This window comes from Amycolatopsis sp. YIM 10 (assembly GCF_009429145.1).
Classification (GTDB): domain Bacteria; phylum Actinomycetota; class Actinomycetes; order Mycobacteriales; family Pseudonocardiaceae; genus Amycolatopsis.
The window spans coordinates 2,859,050-2,875,482 of record NZ_CP045480.1 but is presented as its reverse complement, the minus strand read 5'-3'; the positions used below and the strand labels follow the sequence as shown (position 1 = coordinate 2,875,482).

Genomic DNA, 16,433 nt, shown 5'->3' with positions numbered 1-16,433 from the left:
TGCGCTCAGGCGTGATCGTCTTCACCGAGGCGGTGCACCCGGATCAGGTTGGTCGAGCCGACCGTGCCCGGCGGGGAACCGGCCACGATCACCACCAGGTCGCCCTGCTGGTAGCGGTCCATCTCGACCATGGCGTGGTCGACCTGCTGGATCATCTGGTCGGTGGAGCCCACCTTCGGCACGATCCGGGTGGCGGTGCCCCAGGTCAGCGCGAGCTGGCTGCGCACGCTCTCCTCCGGGGTGAAGGCCAGCAGCGGCAGCCGGGTGTGCAGCCGGGCCAGCCGACGCACGGTGTCGCCGGACTGGGTGAAGGCGACCAGCGCCTTGGCGTTGAGCCGCTCGCCGATGTCACGGGCGGCGTAGGAGATCACGCCGCGCTTGGTCCGCGGCACGTGGCTCAGCGGCGGGACCTGCGGCGAGTCGGTCTCCACCGCCTGGATGATCCTGGCCATGGTCTCCACCGACTCGACCGGGTAGCGGCCGACGCTGGTCTCGCCGGAGAGCATCACCGCGTCGGTGCCGTCGAGCACCGCGTTGGCCACGTCGGAGGCCTCGGCGCGGGTCGGCCGGGAGTTGCTGATCATCGAGTCGAGCATCTGGGTGGCCACGATCACCGGCTTGGCGTTCTCGCGGGCGATCTGGATGGCGCGCTTCTGCACCAGCGGGACCTGCTCCAGCGGCAGTTCCACGCCCAGGTCACCGCGGGCCACCATGACCCCGTCGAAGGCCAGCACGATGGCTTCGAGGTTGTAGACCGCCTCGGGCTTCTCCAGCTTGGCGATCACCGGGACCCGGCCCTTGCCGACCCGGTCCATCACCTGGTGCACCAGGTCGATGTCGGCGGGCGAGCGGACGAACGACAGCGCGACGAAGTCCACGCCCAGTTCCATCGCGAACTCGAGGTCCTCGATGTCCTTCTCGGACATGGCGGGCACGGACACGTCCATGCCGGGCAGCGAGACGCCCTTGTTGTTGCTGACCGGGCCGCCCTCGGTGACCTCGCAGACCACGTCCTGGCCGTCGACCTCCTTGACCACCAGGCCGACCTTGCCGTCGTCGACCAGCAGGCGGTCGCCGGGCTTGGCGTCGTTCGCGAGGCCCTTGTAGGTGGTGGAGACGCGCTCGTGGGTGCCTGCCACGTCCTCCACGGTGATCCGCACGATGTCGCCGTTGCGCCACTCGACCGGACCGCTGGCGAAGGTGCCCAGCCGGATCTTCGGGCCCTGCAGGTCGGCGAGGATGCCGACGGCGCGCCCGGTCTCCGCCGCCGCCGCTCGGACGACGTCGTAGACCTCCTTGTGGTCGCCGTGGCTACCGTGGCTGAAGTTCATTCTCGCGACGTCCATTCCGGCGTCGACGAGGGCCCGCACCTTCTCCGGGCTGGCGGTAGCGGGGCCAAGGGTACAAACGATCTTCGCGCGTCGGCTCACGTTCAGACAGCGTAGACCCTCTGAGCGCTCACGTCTTTACCGATCCCGAGACCGATTCAACCTGTTTCTTTCCGTGTTCGCTCGGTAGTAACCCTTTGTATGCTCCGACGGTGCCCAAGGCCATCTCGGTCCTGCTCACCGGCGCACTGGTGGCCTGCGCACCGGCTCCCGCTCCACCGCCTCCCCCGCCTTCGCCGTGGTCGGAGCTCGCCCCGCCGTCACCCGGGGCACATGTGCTCGGTCTCACCGGATCGGGTGAAGAGATCCTGCTCACCGGCTCGGTCCCGGGCCCGGACGGCCGCGCCCCCGCGGCCTGGCTCGGCACCCCGGAGTCGGGCTGGCGCGCGCTGCCGCTGCACACCGGTGGCGGCTACGGCGCGCAGGCCGAGCTGGTCGAGCCGTCGGCGGGCGGCGGCAGGCTGCTCGCGCTCGGCCGCGCGTACGGCGGGGCGCACGGCAACGCGCGGCTGACCATCTGGTCCGGCGACGCGGCCGGGCTGACCGACCACCCGCAGCCGTTCGAGCTGCTCGGCGGTCCGCGCGCGATGGCGGTGAACGGCACCGCGACCACGTCATCGGCATCGGTGCTCTCCGGGCAGTGGGAACACCCGTCCGCCGGGGCCGGCGCGGCGATCTGGACCTCGCCCGGCGGTCAGGCGTGGTCCCGGCTCGACGAGGCGGAGGCGCTGCTCAGCTCGCCCGGCGCGCCGACCCGCGCGCTCGGCGTGGCCGCGGGCGGGCCGGGATTCACCGCGGTCGGCGACGTGCGCGCCGACCGGCGGTACTCCCCACTGGTCTGGACCTCAGGCAACGGACGCGACTGGCAGCGCACCGGTCTCCCCCGCCCCGCCGATTCGGGCGACGTCAGCGCCACCCGGATCGCCTGCACGGCGTCGGCCTGCGTCGCGGCCGGACTGTCCCGATCGAACTCCGGGCCGCAGCACCTCGCTTGCTGGCACTCGGCTTCCACCGGGACCTGGTCGCTGACCGGCGGTCCGGCCCTCGATCCCGCGCAGCTGCCCGAAATCACCGGACTCGCCTTCGACGGTGAGCACGTGCTCACCACCGGCGAACTCGGCGGGCACGCTCGCTTGTGGACCGGCTGCGGCACCGAACTGCCGCTGCCGGAACCGGCCACTCAGGCCGCCGCCGTCCCGCTCGGCACCCGGATCCTGCTGTCCACCGGCGAAAAGCTGTGGCTCAGCGGCGGGGCAGCTCACTGACGCCGACGTGGTCGCGGGCCCATTCGTTGAACGCGCGCACCTGCCGCCACGACTTGCGGACCCGGTCGAGGCAGCCGCGTTCGTGCAGGGTGTCGTCCGGCTCCCAGAGCTTCACCGCGTAGAGCGACTTGTGCCGCAGCAGGTCGATGCGCGGGTGGTCGGCGTCGTAGCCGCGTGGTTTGGTCTTCAGCGCGTCACCCTTGATCTCCCAGCCCTGCTTGCGCAGCTTGGCCAGGATGCGCTCCAGCTCGGGACCGTGCGGCTCGGTGTCCACCGCGCGGCGGTAGTTCGCCAGCTGGTCGGTGGCCAGGTGGAAGCAGCCGCCGCCGACGCGCAGCCCGGCCGAGCTGACCTCGACGTAGTACGCGCCCCCGCCGCGGCCCTGCTCGATCACCCCGCCGCAGTGCGTCTTGTAGGGGCGCTTGTCCTTGGCGAAGCGCACGTCGCGGTGCGGCCGGAAGACCTTGCCCTTGCCGAAACCGTCGGAGAACTCCGCGTCCAGCTCGGCCAGCAGCGCCTCCATCGGCGCGCGCACGTCCTCGCGGTAGGTGCGGACGTTGTCCTCCCAGTACGGCTTCGAGTTGTCGACCACCAGTCCGTCGTAGAAGTCGATCGCGTATTCGCCGAAGCCCGTGAACGTCACCAGCGCACCATAATCGGTAGCCACGACAGAAAGCGGGCGGGGAACTCGGTTTCCCCGCCCGCCTCTCGGCTACCGCCACTGCTAGCCGCTCTGGATGGCGCTGATCAGTTCGCCATTCGTGGTGTCACCCGAGAGTTCCCAGAAGAACGTGCCGCCGAGGCCCTGTGCGCGGGCGTAACCGACCTTGCCCTTGATCGTGGCCGGGGTGTCGTAGCTCCACCACTGGCTGCCGCACTTGGCGTAGGCGGTGCCCGCCACGGTGCCGGTCGCCGGGCACTTGGACTTGAGCACCTTGTAGTCCTCGATGCCCTGCTCGTAGGTGCCTGGTGCCGGTCCGGTCGCGGTGCCACCCGGGGCGTCCTGCGTCACGCCGGTCCAGCCGCGACCGTAGAAACCGAGACCCAGCAGCAGTTTGCTCGCCGGAACGCCCTTGCCCTTGAGCTTCTGGATGACCGCGTCGGAGTTGAACCCGGCGGCGGGGATGCCGTTGTAGGCGTTCAGCGGCGAATGCGGTGCCGTCGGCCCCTGCGCCGCCCACGCGCCGAAGTAGTCGTAGGTCATCACGTTGTACCAGTCGAAGAACTGCGCGGCGCCGCCGTAGTCGGCCGCGTCCACCTTGCCGCCCGCCGAACCGTCACCGGTGATGGCCGCGGTGACCAGCTTCGAGCCGAACTTCGAGCGCAACGCCGACGCCAGGTTCTTCAGCGCGGCGGGCCCGCTGGTGTCGCAGGTCAGGCCGCAGGCGTTGGGGTACTCCCAGTCGATGTCGATGCCGTCGAACACCCCGGCCCAGCGCGGGTCGTTCAGCAGGTTGTAGCAGGAGTTCGCGAACGCGGCGGGGTTCTGCGCGGCCTGCCCGAAGCCGCCGGACCAGGTCCAGCCGCCGAAGGAGAACAGCACCTTGAGGTTCGGGTACATCTTCTTCAGCCGCTTCAGCTGGCCGAAGTTGCCGCGGAGCGCGCCGTTGTCCCAGGTGTCGGCGATCCCGTCGACGCTCTCGGCGGCGCCGTAGAACCGGTCGTAGTCGGCGTAGGTGTCGCCGAGCACGCACTGGCCGTTGACCACGTTGCCGAAGGCGTAGTTGATGTGGGTCAGCTTGGCCGCCGACCCCGAGGTGTGGATGTTCTTGACGTGGTAGTTCCGGCCGTAGACGCCCCACTGGGCGAAGTAGCCGAGCGTCTTGCCGTGCGCGGCGATCCCGGCGTCGGCGGCAGGTGCCTGTGCCTGCGCCGGTGCCTTGGCCGAGGCCGGAGCCACGACCGCGATCGCCATCAGTGCGGCGGCGAGCACGCCGCCCGCACCCAGCCATCTCCGTCTGCGCGATGAGAACATCGGTGTCCTCCGTGAGCCCGGCGGTGCCACGGTGCACCGCTCGATCCGCTCACGCTAAATGGGTCTAGACCAATCCGTCAATGGTTCAGACCACGGTTCGCTGAGTTGCCGGGGCCGGCTACCGGCCGTCACCGGGCGGCCCGCCGCGTGCACTGGATCGGCCTAGCGGCACGCTGTGCGCCAGACGGCGGAAAGGAGATCGGGTTGGTCAAGGTGGACGGGCGGACGCTGCGCTGCGGTGACGTCGTGGCGGTGGCGAGTACCGAGGGCGTGCTGGACGTCGAGGTCGAGCCGGGCGCGCTGGCGGCGGCCGGGCGCGCGTGGGAACTGGCCGAGGAGCTGAGCACGCGGCGCGTGGTCTACGGCCGCACCACCGGCGTCGGCGCGAACAAGGACGACACGGTGGCCGGGGAGCACTCCACCGACCACGGCCTGCGCCTGCTGCGCAGCCACGCCGGCGGCAGCGGTGAGCTGATGCCGGACGGGCAGGTGCGCGCGATGATGCTGATCCGGCTGAACCAGTTGCTGGCCGCCCGGTCGGGCATCGGCACCGGCCTGATCGAGGCGCTGGCGAGCGCGCTGCGGGCGGGCGCGCTGCCGGTGGTGCACCGGCTCGGCGCGATCGGCACCGGCGACCTGGCGCCCTTGGCGGAAACCGGGCTCGCGCTGGCCGGGGAGCGCCCGTGGCGCCACGGCGGGGTGTCGCCGGTGGCCGTGCAGGCGGGTGACGCGCTGGCGTTCATGAGCAGCAACGCCGCCACCCTGGCCGAAGCGGTGCTGGCCACCCTCGAGCTGGACACGCTGACCAAGGCCAGCCACGCGGTCACCGCGCTGACCTACGTCGCGCTCGACGGCAATCCCGAGGCGTACGCGACGGCGGTGCACGAAGCGCGGCCGCACGCCGGTCAGATCGCGTGCGCCGCCGACCTGCGCCGCCTGCTCGGCATGGAGAGCACGCCCGCGCCGGGCCGCCGGATCCAGGACCCGTTCGGGCTGCGTGCCTTTCCCCAGGTGCAGGGGCCCGCGCTGGACGCGCTGCACCACCTGCGGAACGTGCTGGCGATCGAGATCAACGCCGGTACCGAGAACCCGATGATCTGCGTGCCGGAGGGCGACGCCTACCACCACGCGCACTTCCACACGGCGTACGTCTCGTCGGCGCTGGACCAGGCGCGGGCGACCGTGCACCAGGTGGCCGAGCTGTCGGCGGCGCGGCTGGGCGATCTGGTCGAACCGGACTTCACCGGCCTGCGGCCGTTCCTCGCCGACGGCCCGGCGGGCAGCTCCGGCGTGATGATCCTGGAGTACGTCGCGCACGACGCGCTGACCGAACTGCGGCAGGCGGCGCTGCCGGTGACGCTGGGCAGCGCGGTCGTCTCGCGGGGGCTGGAGGACCACGCGAGCTTCTCCACCCAGGCCGCGCGGGCGACCACCGCCGCCTGCCGGGCCTACCGGCAGCTGCTGGCGTGTGAACTCGTCGCGGCGGTGCGGGCACTGCGCATGCGCCGGGCGGACCTGGTGGACATCCCGGTGCGCGCGGCCTTCGACCAGGCGGGCGCGGTACTCGACCCGAGCACCGCGGACCGGCCGCTCACCGAAGACATCGCGGCCGCGGCGACGGTGCTGGACTCGCTGGCCCTCATCTGATCGGTGTCACGAATGTGGCTTCCGCGTCGTTCCGCGAAAGCCACATTCGTCACCGATGAGCCTCAGGCTCAGCCGAAGAAGACTTCGGCTTCCTCGTAGCGGGAGGCGGGCACGGTCTTCAGCTCGGCCGTCGCCTCGGCGAGCTTCACGCGCACGATGTCGGTGCCCTTGAGCGCCACCATCACGCCGAAGTCCCCGTCGGCCACCGCGTCCACGGCCCGCAGGCCGAACCGGGTGGCGAGCACGCGGTCGTAGGCGGTCGGGATGCCACCGCGCTGGGTGTGCCCGAGCACCACCGCGCGCGACTCCTTGCCGGTGCGCTGCGCGATCTCCTCGGCCAGCCAGGTGCCGACCCCGCCGAGCCGCACGTGCCCGAACGCGTCCTTCTCCCCCGAGTGCAGCACCTCGGCGCCGCCCTCGGGCATGGCGCCCTCGGCGACCACGATGATCGGCGCGAACTGGCGCTCGAAGCGCCGCTCCACCCACTCGACGACCTTCTCCACCGAGAACGGCCGCTCCGGCACCAGGATCACGTTCGCGCCGCCGGCCAGGCCGGAGTGCAGCGCGATCCAGCCCGCGTGCCGCCCCATCACCTCGACCACCAGCGCGCGGTGGTGCGATTCGGCGGTGGTGCGCAGCCGGTCGATCGACTCGGTGGCGATGTGCACCGCGGTGTCGAAGCCGAAGGTGTAGTCGGTGGCGCCGAGGTCGTTGTCGATGGTCTTGGGCACGCCGACCACGCCGATGCCGTCGTCGGTCAGCTTCTTCGCCACGCCGAGGGTGTCCTCGCCGCCGATCGCGATCAGCGCGTCCACGCCCTGCTCGGCGAGCACGCCGCGGATCTGCTCGACGCCGCCCTCGGTCTTGTACGGGTTGGTCCGCGAGGACCCGAGAATGGTGCCGCCCCTGGTCAGGATCTCCTCGACGTCGTCGAGGCCCAGCGGCCTGCTGTTGCCGGTCATCGGGCCCTGCCAGCCGCTCCGGAATCCGACGATCTCCCAGCCATGGACCTCGATGCCCTTGCGGACCACCGCCCGGATCACCGCGTTCAGCCCGGGGCAGTCGCCGCCACCGGTCAGCACACCGACTCGCATCAGACTCAGACCTCCGCTTGCCTGCTTTGTCTTGGGTCACACATCCGGCGCTAGCGTAGCGGTAGCGGACTTGATCGGTGCAGCAGATATGGTCTAGACCATGTCGCGTACTCGGGCCGGTTGGCCCGCCCTGCTCGCCGCGAGTGCCGCGGCCGGTGCCGTCGCGGGCCTGGCCGGGCCGTTCGTGGTGCTGATGGGACAGGTGCTCGCCGGGGAACTGGGCTGGGTCGACCGCGATTCCACGCTGACCGACGACGGCTTCGGCGTTCCGATCGGTTTCGGCATTGTTGGCCTGTTGTTCATCGTCACGGCGGTGGCCGCGGTGACCCCGCTCGTCCGGCGCGCACCACGGCGACTCCCGGCCGCGGTCGCCACCGGCGCGCTGGTCGCGGCGGTGGTGGCGTGGTTGTTCATCGGGCGCTGAACCGGTCTGTGCTACCTTCGCGGCGTGCAGCGCTCGTATTTTTGGTTTAGCAGGCCGGCCCCGGGTGGGCCGGTCGGCGACGCCGTGCGCTGACCTTCCACCCTCGAGCCGGTTTCCCAGCCGGCTCGGGCGGAGTGCGATCGGGCGGCTGGGCCGAAAGGACCCCCGTCATGACGATCACCTTCGACCCCACCCTCTCGCTGGACAACCAGCGCACCACCAGCATCAGCCCGCTGATCCCGCCCGCGTTGCTGCGCGAGGAACTGCCGGTCGGCGAAGCCGTTGCCCAAACCGTCCATAAAGGACGAACAGGCACGGTCGGCGTGCTGAACGGCACCGACGACCGCCTGCTCGTCGTGGTCGGCCCGTGCTCGGTGCACGACACCGAAGCCGCGATGGACTACGCGCGACGCCTCGCCGCGCACGCCGAAGGGCTCAGCGAGCAGCTCCACGTGGTGATGCGCGTGTACTTCGAGAAGCCGCGCACCACGCTCGGCTGGAAGGGCCTGATCAACGACCCCGGCCTGGACGGCAGCTTCGCGGTGAACCGCGGCCTGCGCATGGCGCGGCGGCTGCTGCTCGACGTGTCCGCGCTCGGCCTGCCGGTCGGGTGTGAGTTCCTCGACCCGATCACGCCGCAGTTCATCGCCGACATCGTCACCTGGGGCTCGATCGGCGCGCGGACCGCGGCCAGCCAGGTGCACCGGCAGCTGTGCAGCGCGTTGTCGATGCCGGTCGGTATCAAGAACTCCACCGAGGGTGACGTGCAGGTGGCGGTGGACGCCACGCGCGCCGCGGCGGCGAGCCACGTGTTCGCCGGGATCAACGCCGACGGGGTCGCCGCGCTGCTGACCACGTCGGGCAATCCCGACTGCCACGTGATCCTGCGCGGCAGCGCCGCCGGGCCGAACCACGACGCCGCCACCGTGGCCGACACGCTGGGCCGTCTCGGCAAGGCGGGGTTGCCCGAGCGCGTGCTGATCGACGCCAGCCACGGCAACAGCGGGAAGGACCACGTGCGCCAGGCCGAGGTGGTCGGGGAACTGGCCGACCGGATCGAGCGCGGGGAGCGGGGGCTCAGCGGTGTGATGCTGGAAAGCTTCCTGGCCGCCGGGCGGCAGGACCTCACCCTCGGCCGGGCCGACGAGCTGACCTACGGGCAGAGCATCACCGACGCCTGCATGGACTGGCCGACGACGGCGCGTTTGCTCGACCGCCTGGCCGAGGCCGTACGGGCCCGCTGACACCTCAGCCGAGTCAGCCGGGCAGGCCCCGGCGGTGCCACTCCTCCTCGATCGCCCGCCACCGCACCAGGTTGTGGCGGGCGTCGGCGAGGGCGTCGTGGGCGTTCGACGGGGCGGCGGGCAGCTTCGGCTTGCCCACGTCCTCCCAGCGCTGCCGCAGGTCGCGGGTGAACCGGGGCAGCTGCCGCGGCAGCGCGGGCATCGGGCCCCACAGCTGGGCCAGCGCCACGTGGTCGTAGGCGGCGAACCACGCCCACAGCTCGATGCCACCGGGCGGCTTGCCGAAGAACTCCAGCAGATCGGTGCGGATGCGCTCGCGCCCGCGCCAGGCCTGGTCGGCGGGCGAGGGCAGCTTGGGGAGCACGTTGTCGCGCACCCATGGCCCCGCCTTGCCCGGATCGAACTCGGTGGAAACCGCGTAGAACTCCCGGCCGTTCTCGTCCACGACACCGATCGACACCAGGTCGATCGTCACGCCGTCCTCGATGAACTCGGTGTCGTAGAAAAATCGCACCGGGCAACCTTAGTGGTCACGCTCGAGAGCGATCAGGAAGCCTTGGTCTCCGGCACCCGGTCGGCGTCCGCGCCCGACGGCTGCTTCGGCACGTTGGGGCGCACCCCGGCGGCCTCGGCGGCGGCCAGCTCCTTGGCCTTCGCCGCGTAGATGTCCACGTATTCCTGCCCGGACAGCTCCATCAGCGCGTACATGATCTCGTCGGTGATCGAGCGCTCGATGAACCGATCACCGGCCAGGCCCTCGTACCGGGAGAAGTCCAGCGGCTTGCCGAAGCGGACCTCGAGCCGACGCGGCCACCACATCTTCGAGCCGATCGGGTTGACCTTGTCGGTACCGATGGTGACCACCGGGATCACCGGCACCCCGGCCTGCAGCGCGATCCTGGCCACGCCGGTCTTGCCCTTGTACAGCCTGCCGTCCGGCGAGCGGGTGCCCTCGGGATAGATACCGAGCAGGTGCCCTTCGCGCAGCACCCGGATCGCGGTGTCCAGCGCGGCCTGCGCGGCCGAACCACCGGAGCGGTCGATCGGGATCTGGCCGAGCCCGCTGAAGAACCACTTCTTGAACCGGCCCTTGATGCCCTTTTCGGTGAAGTACTCCGACTTGGCCGGGAAGGTCACCTTGCGACGGACGTAGAGCGGCATGAAGAAGGAATCGGCGACGGCGAGGTGGTTGCCCGCGAGGATCGCGCCACCGGAGGCCGGGATGTTCTCGGCCCCGGAGACCTTGGTCGGCCACAGCAGCCGCAGCAGCGGGCCGAGCAGCACGTACTTCATCAACCGGTACAGCACCTTGCTCCAGGCCTCCTCGCAGGCAGAACGGTCTCCGACAGCCGAATCCGATCAGCAAGACTACGAACTCGTCCGTACCCGGCACAACGCTTGACCCCCGGTTGCGAGTGCCCAGCGATCGATCTCACATCCGGCCGCGTCCCCTCCAGTGTCCGGCATCGCCCCACGGCGGGCCGAACCCGTGCGAACATGGAGGTCTCACCTGGCCCCGAGACCCCTCCCAGGAAGGCGAGAGCATGCCCGTGCTCGCCGGCGCGGAACCCTTCGCGCACACCGGCTCCACCGAGGCCGGCGTGCTGTTGTGCCACGGGTTCACCGGAACTCCAGCCAGCATGCGGCCGTGGGGCGAGCACCTCGCCGAGGCCGGGTACACCGTGCGCGGGCCGCGCCTGCCCGGCCACGGCACCACCTGGCAGGAGATGAACCGGACCAACTGGACCGACTGGTACGGCTGCGTCCGCGCGGAGCTGCTGGAGCTGTTCGACACCTGCGCCTCGGTTTTTGTCTGCGGGCAGTCGATGGGCGGCACGCTGACGCTGAAGCTGGCCCAGGAGTTCGGTGACCGGATCGCCGGGCTGGTGCTGGTCAACCCCTCGGTGACCACGCTGCGCTGGGACGCCAAGCTGCTGCCGGTGCTCGGCCGGGTGCTGCCGTCGGTGCCGGGCGTGGCCGGGGACATCAAGAAACCGGGCGTGGTGGAGCAGGCCTATTCCCGCGTGCCGGTGCGCGCGGCCGCGAGCCTGAGCCGGTTGTGGAGCCTGGTGCGCCACGACCTCGGCAAGGTGACCCAGCCGCTACTTCTGCTGCACTCGGTCGTTGACCACGTGGTGGAGCCGGTGAACGCGCGCATCGTGGCCGAAGGCGTGCGCAGCTCCCAGCTGATCGACGTGGAACTGACCGACAGCTACCACGTGGCCACCCTGGACAACGACGCCCCGCTGATCTTCGAGCGCAGCGTCGACTTCTTCCGATCGATCGCACACACCGGGCAGGTGGACCCGAGATGAGCCGTTCGAACTCCGCTGACGGGCCGGAGGACATCGACGCCACGTTCGCCGAGATCGTGGCGGACCTGCGCGCCGAGGGCGTCGGCACCACGCTCGAGCAGCAGGACGACGAACCCGCTCCCCCGGGCCCGCCGCCGTCCGCGTCGTCGAACCCGCCGTCGAGCCCGCCGCCCGGCCCGCCCGAGCAGACCGTGGCGGCCAGCGGCTGGCGCGGCTCGGAACGCGAGTGGGAAGCCACCGTGTTCGGCGACGACCCGGCCGCGGACGACGAGCACTACGTTCCGCCGGAGCCACCGCCGCTGCCGCGCCCCCGCAAGGGCGCGCTGGTGGTGCTGCTGTTCTTCGTGCTCGGCCTGCTGCTGCTGATCGCGCCGGGCGTGATCGGGTTGTCCAGTTCGCTGGGCACCCCGATCGGCTTGCTGGTGCTCGCGGTGGGGATCGGCCTGCTGCTGCTCCGCGTCCGGCAGGGTCCGCCGGACGGTGCCGACCCGGACAGCGGCGCGCAGGTCTGAGGTCCCCGCCTTAGGGTTGGTCATGCGCATCGACTTCCACCCGTCGCGACGCTCCACCGTGGGCGCCGAATGGGAGCTGGCGCTGGTGGACCGCCGCAGCGGCGAGCTGACGTCGGTGGCGCAGCGGCTGCTGGACGCGGTCCGGCCGGCCGACGGCGGTGAGCACCCGAAGATCAAGCAGGAACTGCTGCTCAACACCATCGAGATCATCACCGGCGTGTGCGACACGGTGGCCGAGGCCGCCGAGGACCTGGCCGCTTCGCTCGACGAGCTGCGGGTGCACACCGATCCGCTCGGCGTGGAGCTGTTCTCCGCGGGCACGCACCCGTTCTCCACCTGGTACCAGCAGAAGGTCACCGACAAGGAGCGCTACGCCAAGCTGATCGACCGCACCCAGTGGTGGGGGCGGCAGATGCTGATCTACGGCGTCCACGTGCACATCGGGCTCGACCACCGCGACAAGGCGCTGCCGGTGCTGAACGCGCTGCTCAACTACGCGCCGCACCTGCAGGCGCTGTCGGCGTCGTCGCCGTACTGGGGCGGGGAGGACACCGGGTACGCGTCGAACCGGGCGCTGATGTTCCAGCAGCTGCCCACCGCCGGGCTGCCGTTCCAGTTCACCGAATGGGGTGAGCTGGAGAGCTATGTGGACGACATGTTCGTCACCGGGGTGATCGACCACTTCTCCGAGATCCGCTGGGACATCCGGCCGGCGCCGCATTTCGGCACCATCGAGATGCGTGTGTGCGACGGGGTGCCGACGCTGGAGGAGGTAGCCACCATCGCCGCGTTCACCCAGTGCCTGGTCGACGACTTCAGCACGCGCCTGGACCAGGGCGAGACGCTGCCGACCATGCCGCCGTGGCACGTGCAGGAGAACAAGTGGCGGGCCGCGCGGTACGGGATGGACGCCATCATCATTCTCGACGCGGCGGGCAGCGAGCGGCTGGTCACCGAGGACCTGGACGTGGTGCTCGAACGGCTGGAACCGGTGGCCAAGCAGCTGGACTGCGTCCGTGAGCTGCGGGGTGTGGAGACCATCCTGCGCAACGGGGCGAGCTACCAGCGCCAGCGCGCTGTCGCGCGGGAGCACAACGGCAGCCTGAAGGCCGTCGTCGCCTCCCTGATCGCGGAGATGCGGGACGGCATCGCCCCGCTCAGCTGAGCAGGTTCAGCAGCGGGCGCGGCCCCATGGTGTCGGCGCCTTCGGCTTCGACGCGGGAGCGCAGTTCCCGGTCCGCGGTGACCACCAGGACGTGATCCTCGGCGCGCGCCGAACCCACGACGGAGACGATTTCCGCGTCGCCGTCCCGGGGCGCCGAAACGACCTCCACCCCGGGGATCGACGGGATTCCGCGTGCCTGGCCTTCGACCACCAGCAGAACGCGCGGCCACCAGTACCACTCCGCGAGCATCGGCGGCGTCATCCCGGTCAGCGCCAGCGGAGCGAGTTGGTCCCGCAGCCGCGCCGCGGCGCCCGCGCGGTCGCGCCACCAGCCGTCCGGGCGTGAGCCCATCACGTTCGCGGCGTCGACCACCAGCACCAGTTCCCGCCCCACCTGCGTGCGCAGCTCCGGCCAGGCCAGCGCGAAATCCCGGTGCAGCCGGTACTCGTCCACCTCGTCGACCGGGACCCAGCGCAGTTCCGCGCTCTCCTTGTTCCGCACGCGCTCGTTCACCCGCTCCCTGGCCTCCGCCAGCACCGTGGTGTAGGCCCAGCCACCGTGGTCCACTGTGGACGAAGCGAGCGGGCGCACCGCCTCCGGTGGCACGGCGGCCTCCTCGTCGGCCTCCCTGGTGGCCGCCTCCGCCGGGGTCTCGCCCGGCCGCATCGCGCCGCCGGGCAGTGCCCAGGTCCGGCCGTGGTGCGTCCACCACGCGCGACGCTGCAGCAGCACCCCGCGCTCGGGATCGGTGAGCAGCAGACCGGCCGCGCCGTGCAGGCCCCAGTGCCGATGCCCCTGCTCACAGGTCACGAAGGTGTCTTCGACAAACACCCTTCCTAGCCTTGCACACCAACCCACGTGCCTGGAGTGGCCGCGGCTTCCCTGGCCAGGGTCGCCGCGCCGACGATCGCGGTGTCGTCGCCGAGGTGCGCGGTGCGGATGCGGGCCAGCGGCCGGTGCCCCGCGCCGGTGATCGCGGTCGCGTAGTGCTCGCGGGCCTCGTCCAGGAACAGCGGCGCCGACTCCGACACGCCGCCGCCGATCACCATGATCTCCGGGTCGAACACGTCGGCCACCAGCGCGAGCCCCTCACCGAGCCACTTCGCCAGCTCGGCCATCGCGCGCTGGGCGACCGGGTCGCCGTCACGCGCGGCACCGGCCACCCGCCGCCCGGTCACCGAGCCGGGATCACCGGCGGTCTCCCTGGCCAGCACGGTGGACCGGCCGGGATTGCGCGCCAGCAGCTCCACCGCGGTCGCCGCCAGCGCGGTCCCGCTGCAGTAACGCTCCCAGCAGCCGTACTTGCCGCACGGGCACGGCCGCCCGCCCGGCACCACGGTCAGGTGGCCCAGTTCGGGCCCGACCCCGTACGCGCCGCGGTAGATCTCGCCGTCGAGCAGCAGGCCCGCGCCGATCCCGGTGCCCAGCGCGATCAGCGCCGCCACCTTCGCCCCGCGTGCCGCGCCGAACCGGTGCTCGGCCAGCGTCGCCGAGTTCGCGTCGTGCTCCAGGGTGACCGGCAGCCCGACCCGCTTGGCGATCCGGTCCGCCACCGGAGCCGCCCGCCAGGCCAGGTGCGGGGCGAACATCACCGAACGGCGGTCGGTGGCGACAAACCCGGCCACCGCCAGCCCGACCGCGGTCACCTCGTGGCGGTTGCGCAGTTCCTCGATCACGCCCGAGATGGCGTCCTCGAGCGCGCCCTCCCCGCCCGGCGTGCCGACGCGGGTGGTGTCCAGCAGCGAACCCTGGTCGTCGACCACCCCGGCGCGCACGCTGGTGCCGCCGACGTCCACCCCGATCGCCAGCTCCGGACGGCGGAACGTTCGCTTGAGCGTCTTCTTCAACCCACGAGAACCCATCTATCGGCCGGTTTCCCAGTCTTCCCGGCGCCGCACCGGGACGTGCTGCACGCGCGTCGCGCCGGTCTCCGCACGGGGTTCCGGCCGGGGCGCGAACCCCGGCATGTGCACACCCTCCTCCGGCGCCCAGCGATCGGCCAGCACCGCCCGCAGCAGCGCGACCAGCTGCGCGGCCTGCTCCAGCACACGCGCGGCGATCTCCGGGCGCTCCCCGCGCGCCAGCGAAACGATCGCGCAGAACGGGCACCAGCCGCAGCCACCGGACCGCTCCGGCTCGGGGTGCCCGGCCTCGTCGTGCCCGGCCGCGATCACCCCGTCCAGCCACGGCGCGGCCCGCTCGACCACCAGCTCGACGAGCAGGCGAAGCTCCTCGGCGAGTGAATGCGCGGTATCGGTCTCCGTCTCGGGCATCAGGCACCTCCGGCCGGCTCGAGCTGGACGACCAGCCCGGCGGAGTCCGATTCCGCACCGGTGATCCGGCACGGGCGCAGCAGCTCGGGCAGGGCGATCAGCCGGCGGACGCCGTCCACCGTGATCGCCAGGTCGTCACCGACCCTGGCCAGGTCGACCTTGGCCGATCGGGTCAGCGGTACGCCGACCCGCAGTTCGTGCCCGCCTTCGGTCTCGGCGACCGAAAGCAGCGGGGCCACCGGCCGCGCCGAGCGCGCCAGCGGGTCTTCGGTGCCGTAGAGGTCACCGGCGATCTCCAGCAGCGCGGGCAGGCCGACCGGCTCGACCGCGCGATGCTCGACCCGGCGCAGCGACCGCTCCAGGCCCGCCTCGGTCAGCTCGGTGAGCACGGCGTCCTGCTGGGCGCGGCGAGTGCGCAGCCACGCCGCCGCCGAACCGGGCATGCGGCCGGGCGCGGGCATCAGGCGGTTGACGATCAGCCCGTCGACGGCGATGCCGCGCAGTGCGAGCGAGCTGAGCGTGCGGCGGGTTTCGGCGACGACCAGCCGTTCTGGTGTGAGCACCAGGCGGACGGTGGTGACCGACGGATCGGTGAGCAGCGTGCGCAGCCCGGCCAGGTGGGTGGCGAAGCGCCGCACCGAGCGGCCGAGTCCACCGCGCCCGCGCAGCCTGCCGAGATATCCGGAGACCGCCTCGGGCAGCGAGAGCAGGCGCAGCGTCTCCGCTGTCGGCCCGCAGTCGACCACCACGTTCTCCCACGGTCCCGCCTCGGCGAGCCGGCGCACCTCGGTCAGCGCGAGCAGTTCGTCCACGCCAGGCACCACGGTCAGTTCCTCGGCGTCCAGCGCGTCGATCCCGGCGCCGGCCAGCAGGCCGCGCAACTGCCCGCGCAGCTCGGCCCAGGCGTCGTCGACCAGCGCGCGCGAGTCGATCTGCGCGGCGTGCAGCGAAGCGTCCACTTCGGACGGTTCGGCACCCAGCTCGGTGGCGAAGGCGTCACCGAGTGAATGGGCGGGGTCGGTGGACACGACGAGGGTCTTCCTGCCCCGCGCGGCGAGCGAGGCAGCCGTGGCCGCCGCGAGCGTCGTTTTGCCGACGCCGCCCTTGCCGGTGAACAGCAGGATGCGCAC

17 protein-coding genes are annotated in these 16,433 nt (G+C 71.6%); 7 read left to right on the top strand and 10 right to left on the bottom strand.

The window, feature by feature from the left end:
• Nucleotides 1-5: 5 nt before the first annotated feature.
• Nucleotides 6-1,430: a pyruvate kinase gene (gene pyk / locus YIM_RS14085; RefSeq protein WP_153030797.1), complete on the bottom strand. Its 1,425-nt coding sequence runs from the start codon at nt 1,428-1,430 to the stop codon at nt 6-8.
• Between the two features lie 110 nt (nt 1,431-1,540).
• Here pyk and YIM_RS14080 point away from each other — a divergent pair, with 110 nt between their 5' ends.
• Nucleotides 1,541-2,653, top strand: coding sequence for a hypothetical protein (locus YIM_RS14080; RefSeq protein WP_153030796.1), 1,113 nt, complete (start codon nt 1,541-1,543; stop codon nt 2,651-2,653).
• Here YIM_RS14080 and YIM_RS14075 read toward each other — a convergent pair.
• Both YIM_RS14075 and YIM_RS14070 read right to left on the bottom strand, forming a co-directional pair.
• Complete coding sequence (locus YIM_RS14075; RefSeq protein WP_153030795.1) at nt 2,631-3,296, bottom strand: DUF2461 domain-containing protein; 666 nt, start codon at nt 3,294-3,296, stop codon at nt 2,631-2,633. The two genes, YIM_RS14080 and YIM_RS14075, sit on opposite strands and share 23 nt — an antisense overlap.
• 81 nt (nt 3,297-3,377) lie before the next feature.
• Nucleotides 3,378-4,628, bottom strand: a complete 1,251-nt coding sequence (locus tag YIM_RS14070) for a glycoside hydrolase family 18 protein (RefSeq protein ID WP_194240143.1) — start codon at nt 4,626-4,628, stop codon at nt 3,378-3,380.
• 204 nt (nt 4,629-4,832) lie between these two features.
• Between YIM_RS14070 and YIM_RS14065 the strand changes: the two genes are divergently transcribed.
• Complete coding sequence (locus YIM_RS14065; RefSeq protein WP_153030794.1) at nt 4,833-6,275, top strand: aromatic amino acid ammonia-lyase; 1,443 nt, start codon at nt 4,833-4,835, stop codon at nt 6,273-6,275.
• A gap of 68 nt (nt 6,276-6,343) precedes the next feature.
• On the opposite strand, the gene YIM_RS14060 is transcribed toward YIM_RS14065, so the two are convergent.
• On the bottom strand, nt 6,344-7,369 hold the full coding sequence (locus YIM_RS14060; protein ID WP_153030793.1) for a 6-phosphofructokinase: 1,026 nt from the start codon (nt 7,367-7,369) through the stop codon (nt 6,344-6,346).
• Nucleotides 7,370-7,469: 100 nt separating this feature from the next.
• On the opposite strand from YIM_RS14060, the gene YIM_RS14055 reads away from it, so the two are divergent.
• Together YIM_RS14055 and YIM_RS14050 are read left to right on the top strand one after the other, a co-directional pair.
• A complete protein-coding gene (locus YIM_RS14055; RefSeq protein ID WP_153030792.1) occupies nt 7,470-7,793 on the top strand; it encodes a hypothetical protein in 324 nt (107 codons plus the stop codon).
• 170 nt (nt 7,794-7,963) lie between these two features.
• Nucleotides 7,964-9,037 carry a 3-deoxy-7-phosphoheptulonate synthase gene (locus YIM_RS14050; RefSeq protein ID WP_153030791.1) on the top strand — a complete coding sequence of 358 codons (1,074 nt, stop codon included), beginning with the start codon at nt 7,964-7,966 and terminating at the stop codon, nt 9,035-9,037.
• A gap of 13 nt (nt 9,038-9,050) precedes the next feature.
• Here the strand turns inward: YIM_RS14050 and YIM_RS14045 are convergent, their stop codons facing one another.
• Complete coding sequence (locus YIM_RS14045) at nt 9,051-9,551, bottom strand: polyadenylate-specific 3'-exoribonuclease AS (protein ID WP_153030790.1); 501 nt, start codon at nt 9,549-9,551, stop codon at nt 9,051-9,053.
• 32 nt (nt 9,552-9,583) lie between these two features.
• Nucleotides 9,584-10,345, bottom strand: a complete 762-nt coding sequence (locus tag YIM_RS14040; RefSeq protein WP_153030789.1) for a 1-acyl-sn-glycerol-3-phosphate acyltransferase — start codon at nt 10,343-10,345, stop codon at nt 9,584-9,586.
• 236 nt (nt 10,346-10,581) lie between these two features.
• Here YIM_RS14040 and YIM_RS14035 point away from each other — a divergent pair, with 236 nt between their 5' ends.
• Genes YIM_RS14035 through YIM_RS14025 form a run of 3 tightly spaced genes read left to right on the top strand, consistent with a single transcriptional unit; the run spans nt 10,582 to nt 13,029 of the window.
• Complete coding sequence (locus YIM_RS14035; RefSeq protein ID WP_153030788.1) at nt 10,582-11,352, top strand: carboxylesterase; 771 nt, start codon at nt 10,582-10,584, stop codon at nt 11,350-11,352.
• Nucleotides 11,349-11,864: a hypothetical protein gene (locus tag YIM_RS14030; protein ID WP_153030787.1), complete on the top strand. Its 516-nt coding sequence runs from the start codon at nt 11,349-11,351 to the stop codon at nt 11,862-11,864. The genes YIM_RS14035 and YIM_RS14030 overlap by 4 nt, the downstream gene beginning before the upstream one ends.
• 22 nt (nt 11,865-11,886) lie before the next feature.
• Nucleotides 11,887-13,029: a glutamate--cysteine ligase gene (locus YIM_RS14025; RefSeq protein ID WP_153030786.1), complete on the top strand. Its 1,143-nt coding sequence runs from the start codon at nt 11,887-11,889 to the stop codon at nt 13,027-13,029.
• Here YIM_RS14025 and YIM_RS14020 read toward each other — a convergent pair.
• The 4 genes from YIM_RS14020 to YIM_RS14005 form a co-directional block, all read right to left on the bottom strand.
• Complete coding sequence (locus YIM_RS14020; RefSeq protein ID WP_153030785.1) at nt 13,022-13,861, bottom strand: NUDIX domain-containing protein; 840 nt, start codon at nt 13,859-13,861, stop codon at nt 13,022-13,024. The genes YIM_RS14025 and YIM_RS14020 overlap by 8 nt on opposite strands.
• Before the next feature lie 5 nt (nt 13,862-13,866).
• Complete coding sequence (locus YIM_RS14015; RefSeq protein WP_153036967.1) at nt 13,867-14,826, bottom strand: ROK family protein; 960 nt, start codon at nt 14,824-14,826, stop codon at nt 13,867-13,869.
• Nucleotides 14,827-14,892: 66 nt separating this feature from the next.
• The gene (locus tag YIM_RS14010; RefSeq protein WP_153030784.1) at nt 14,893-15,303 is read right to left on the bottom strand and encodes a hypothetical protein; all 411 of its coding nucleotides are present in this window, start codon (nt 15,301-15,303) and stop codon (nt 14,893-14,895) included.
• Nucleotides 15,303-16,433 (bottom strand): ArsA family ATPase, encoded by a 1,131-nt coding sequence (locus YIM_RS14005; RefSeq protein ID WP_153030783.1) that lies wholly within the window; start codon nt 16,431-16,433, stop codon nt 15,303-15,305. Before YIM_RS14005 ends, YIM_RS14010 begins: the two co-directional genes overlap by 1 nt.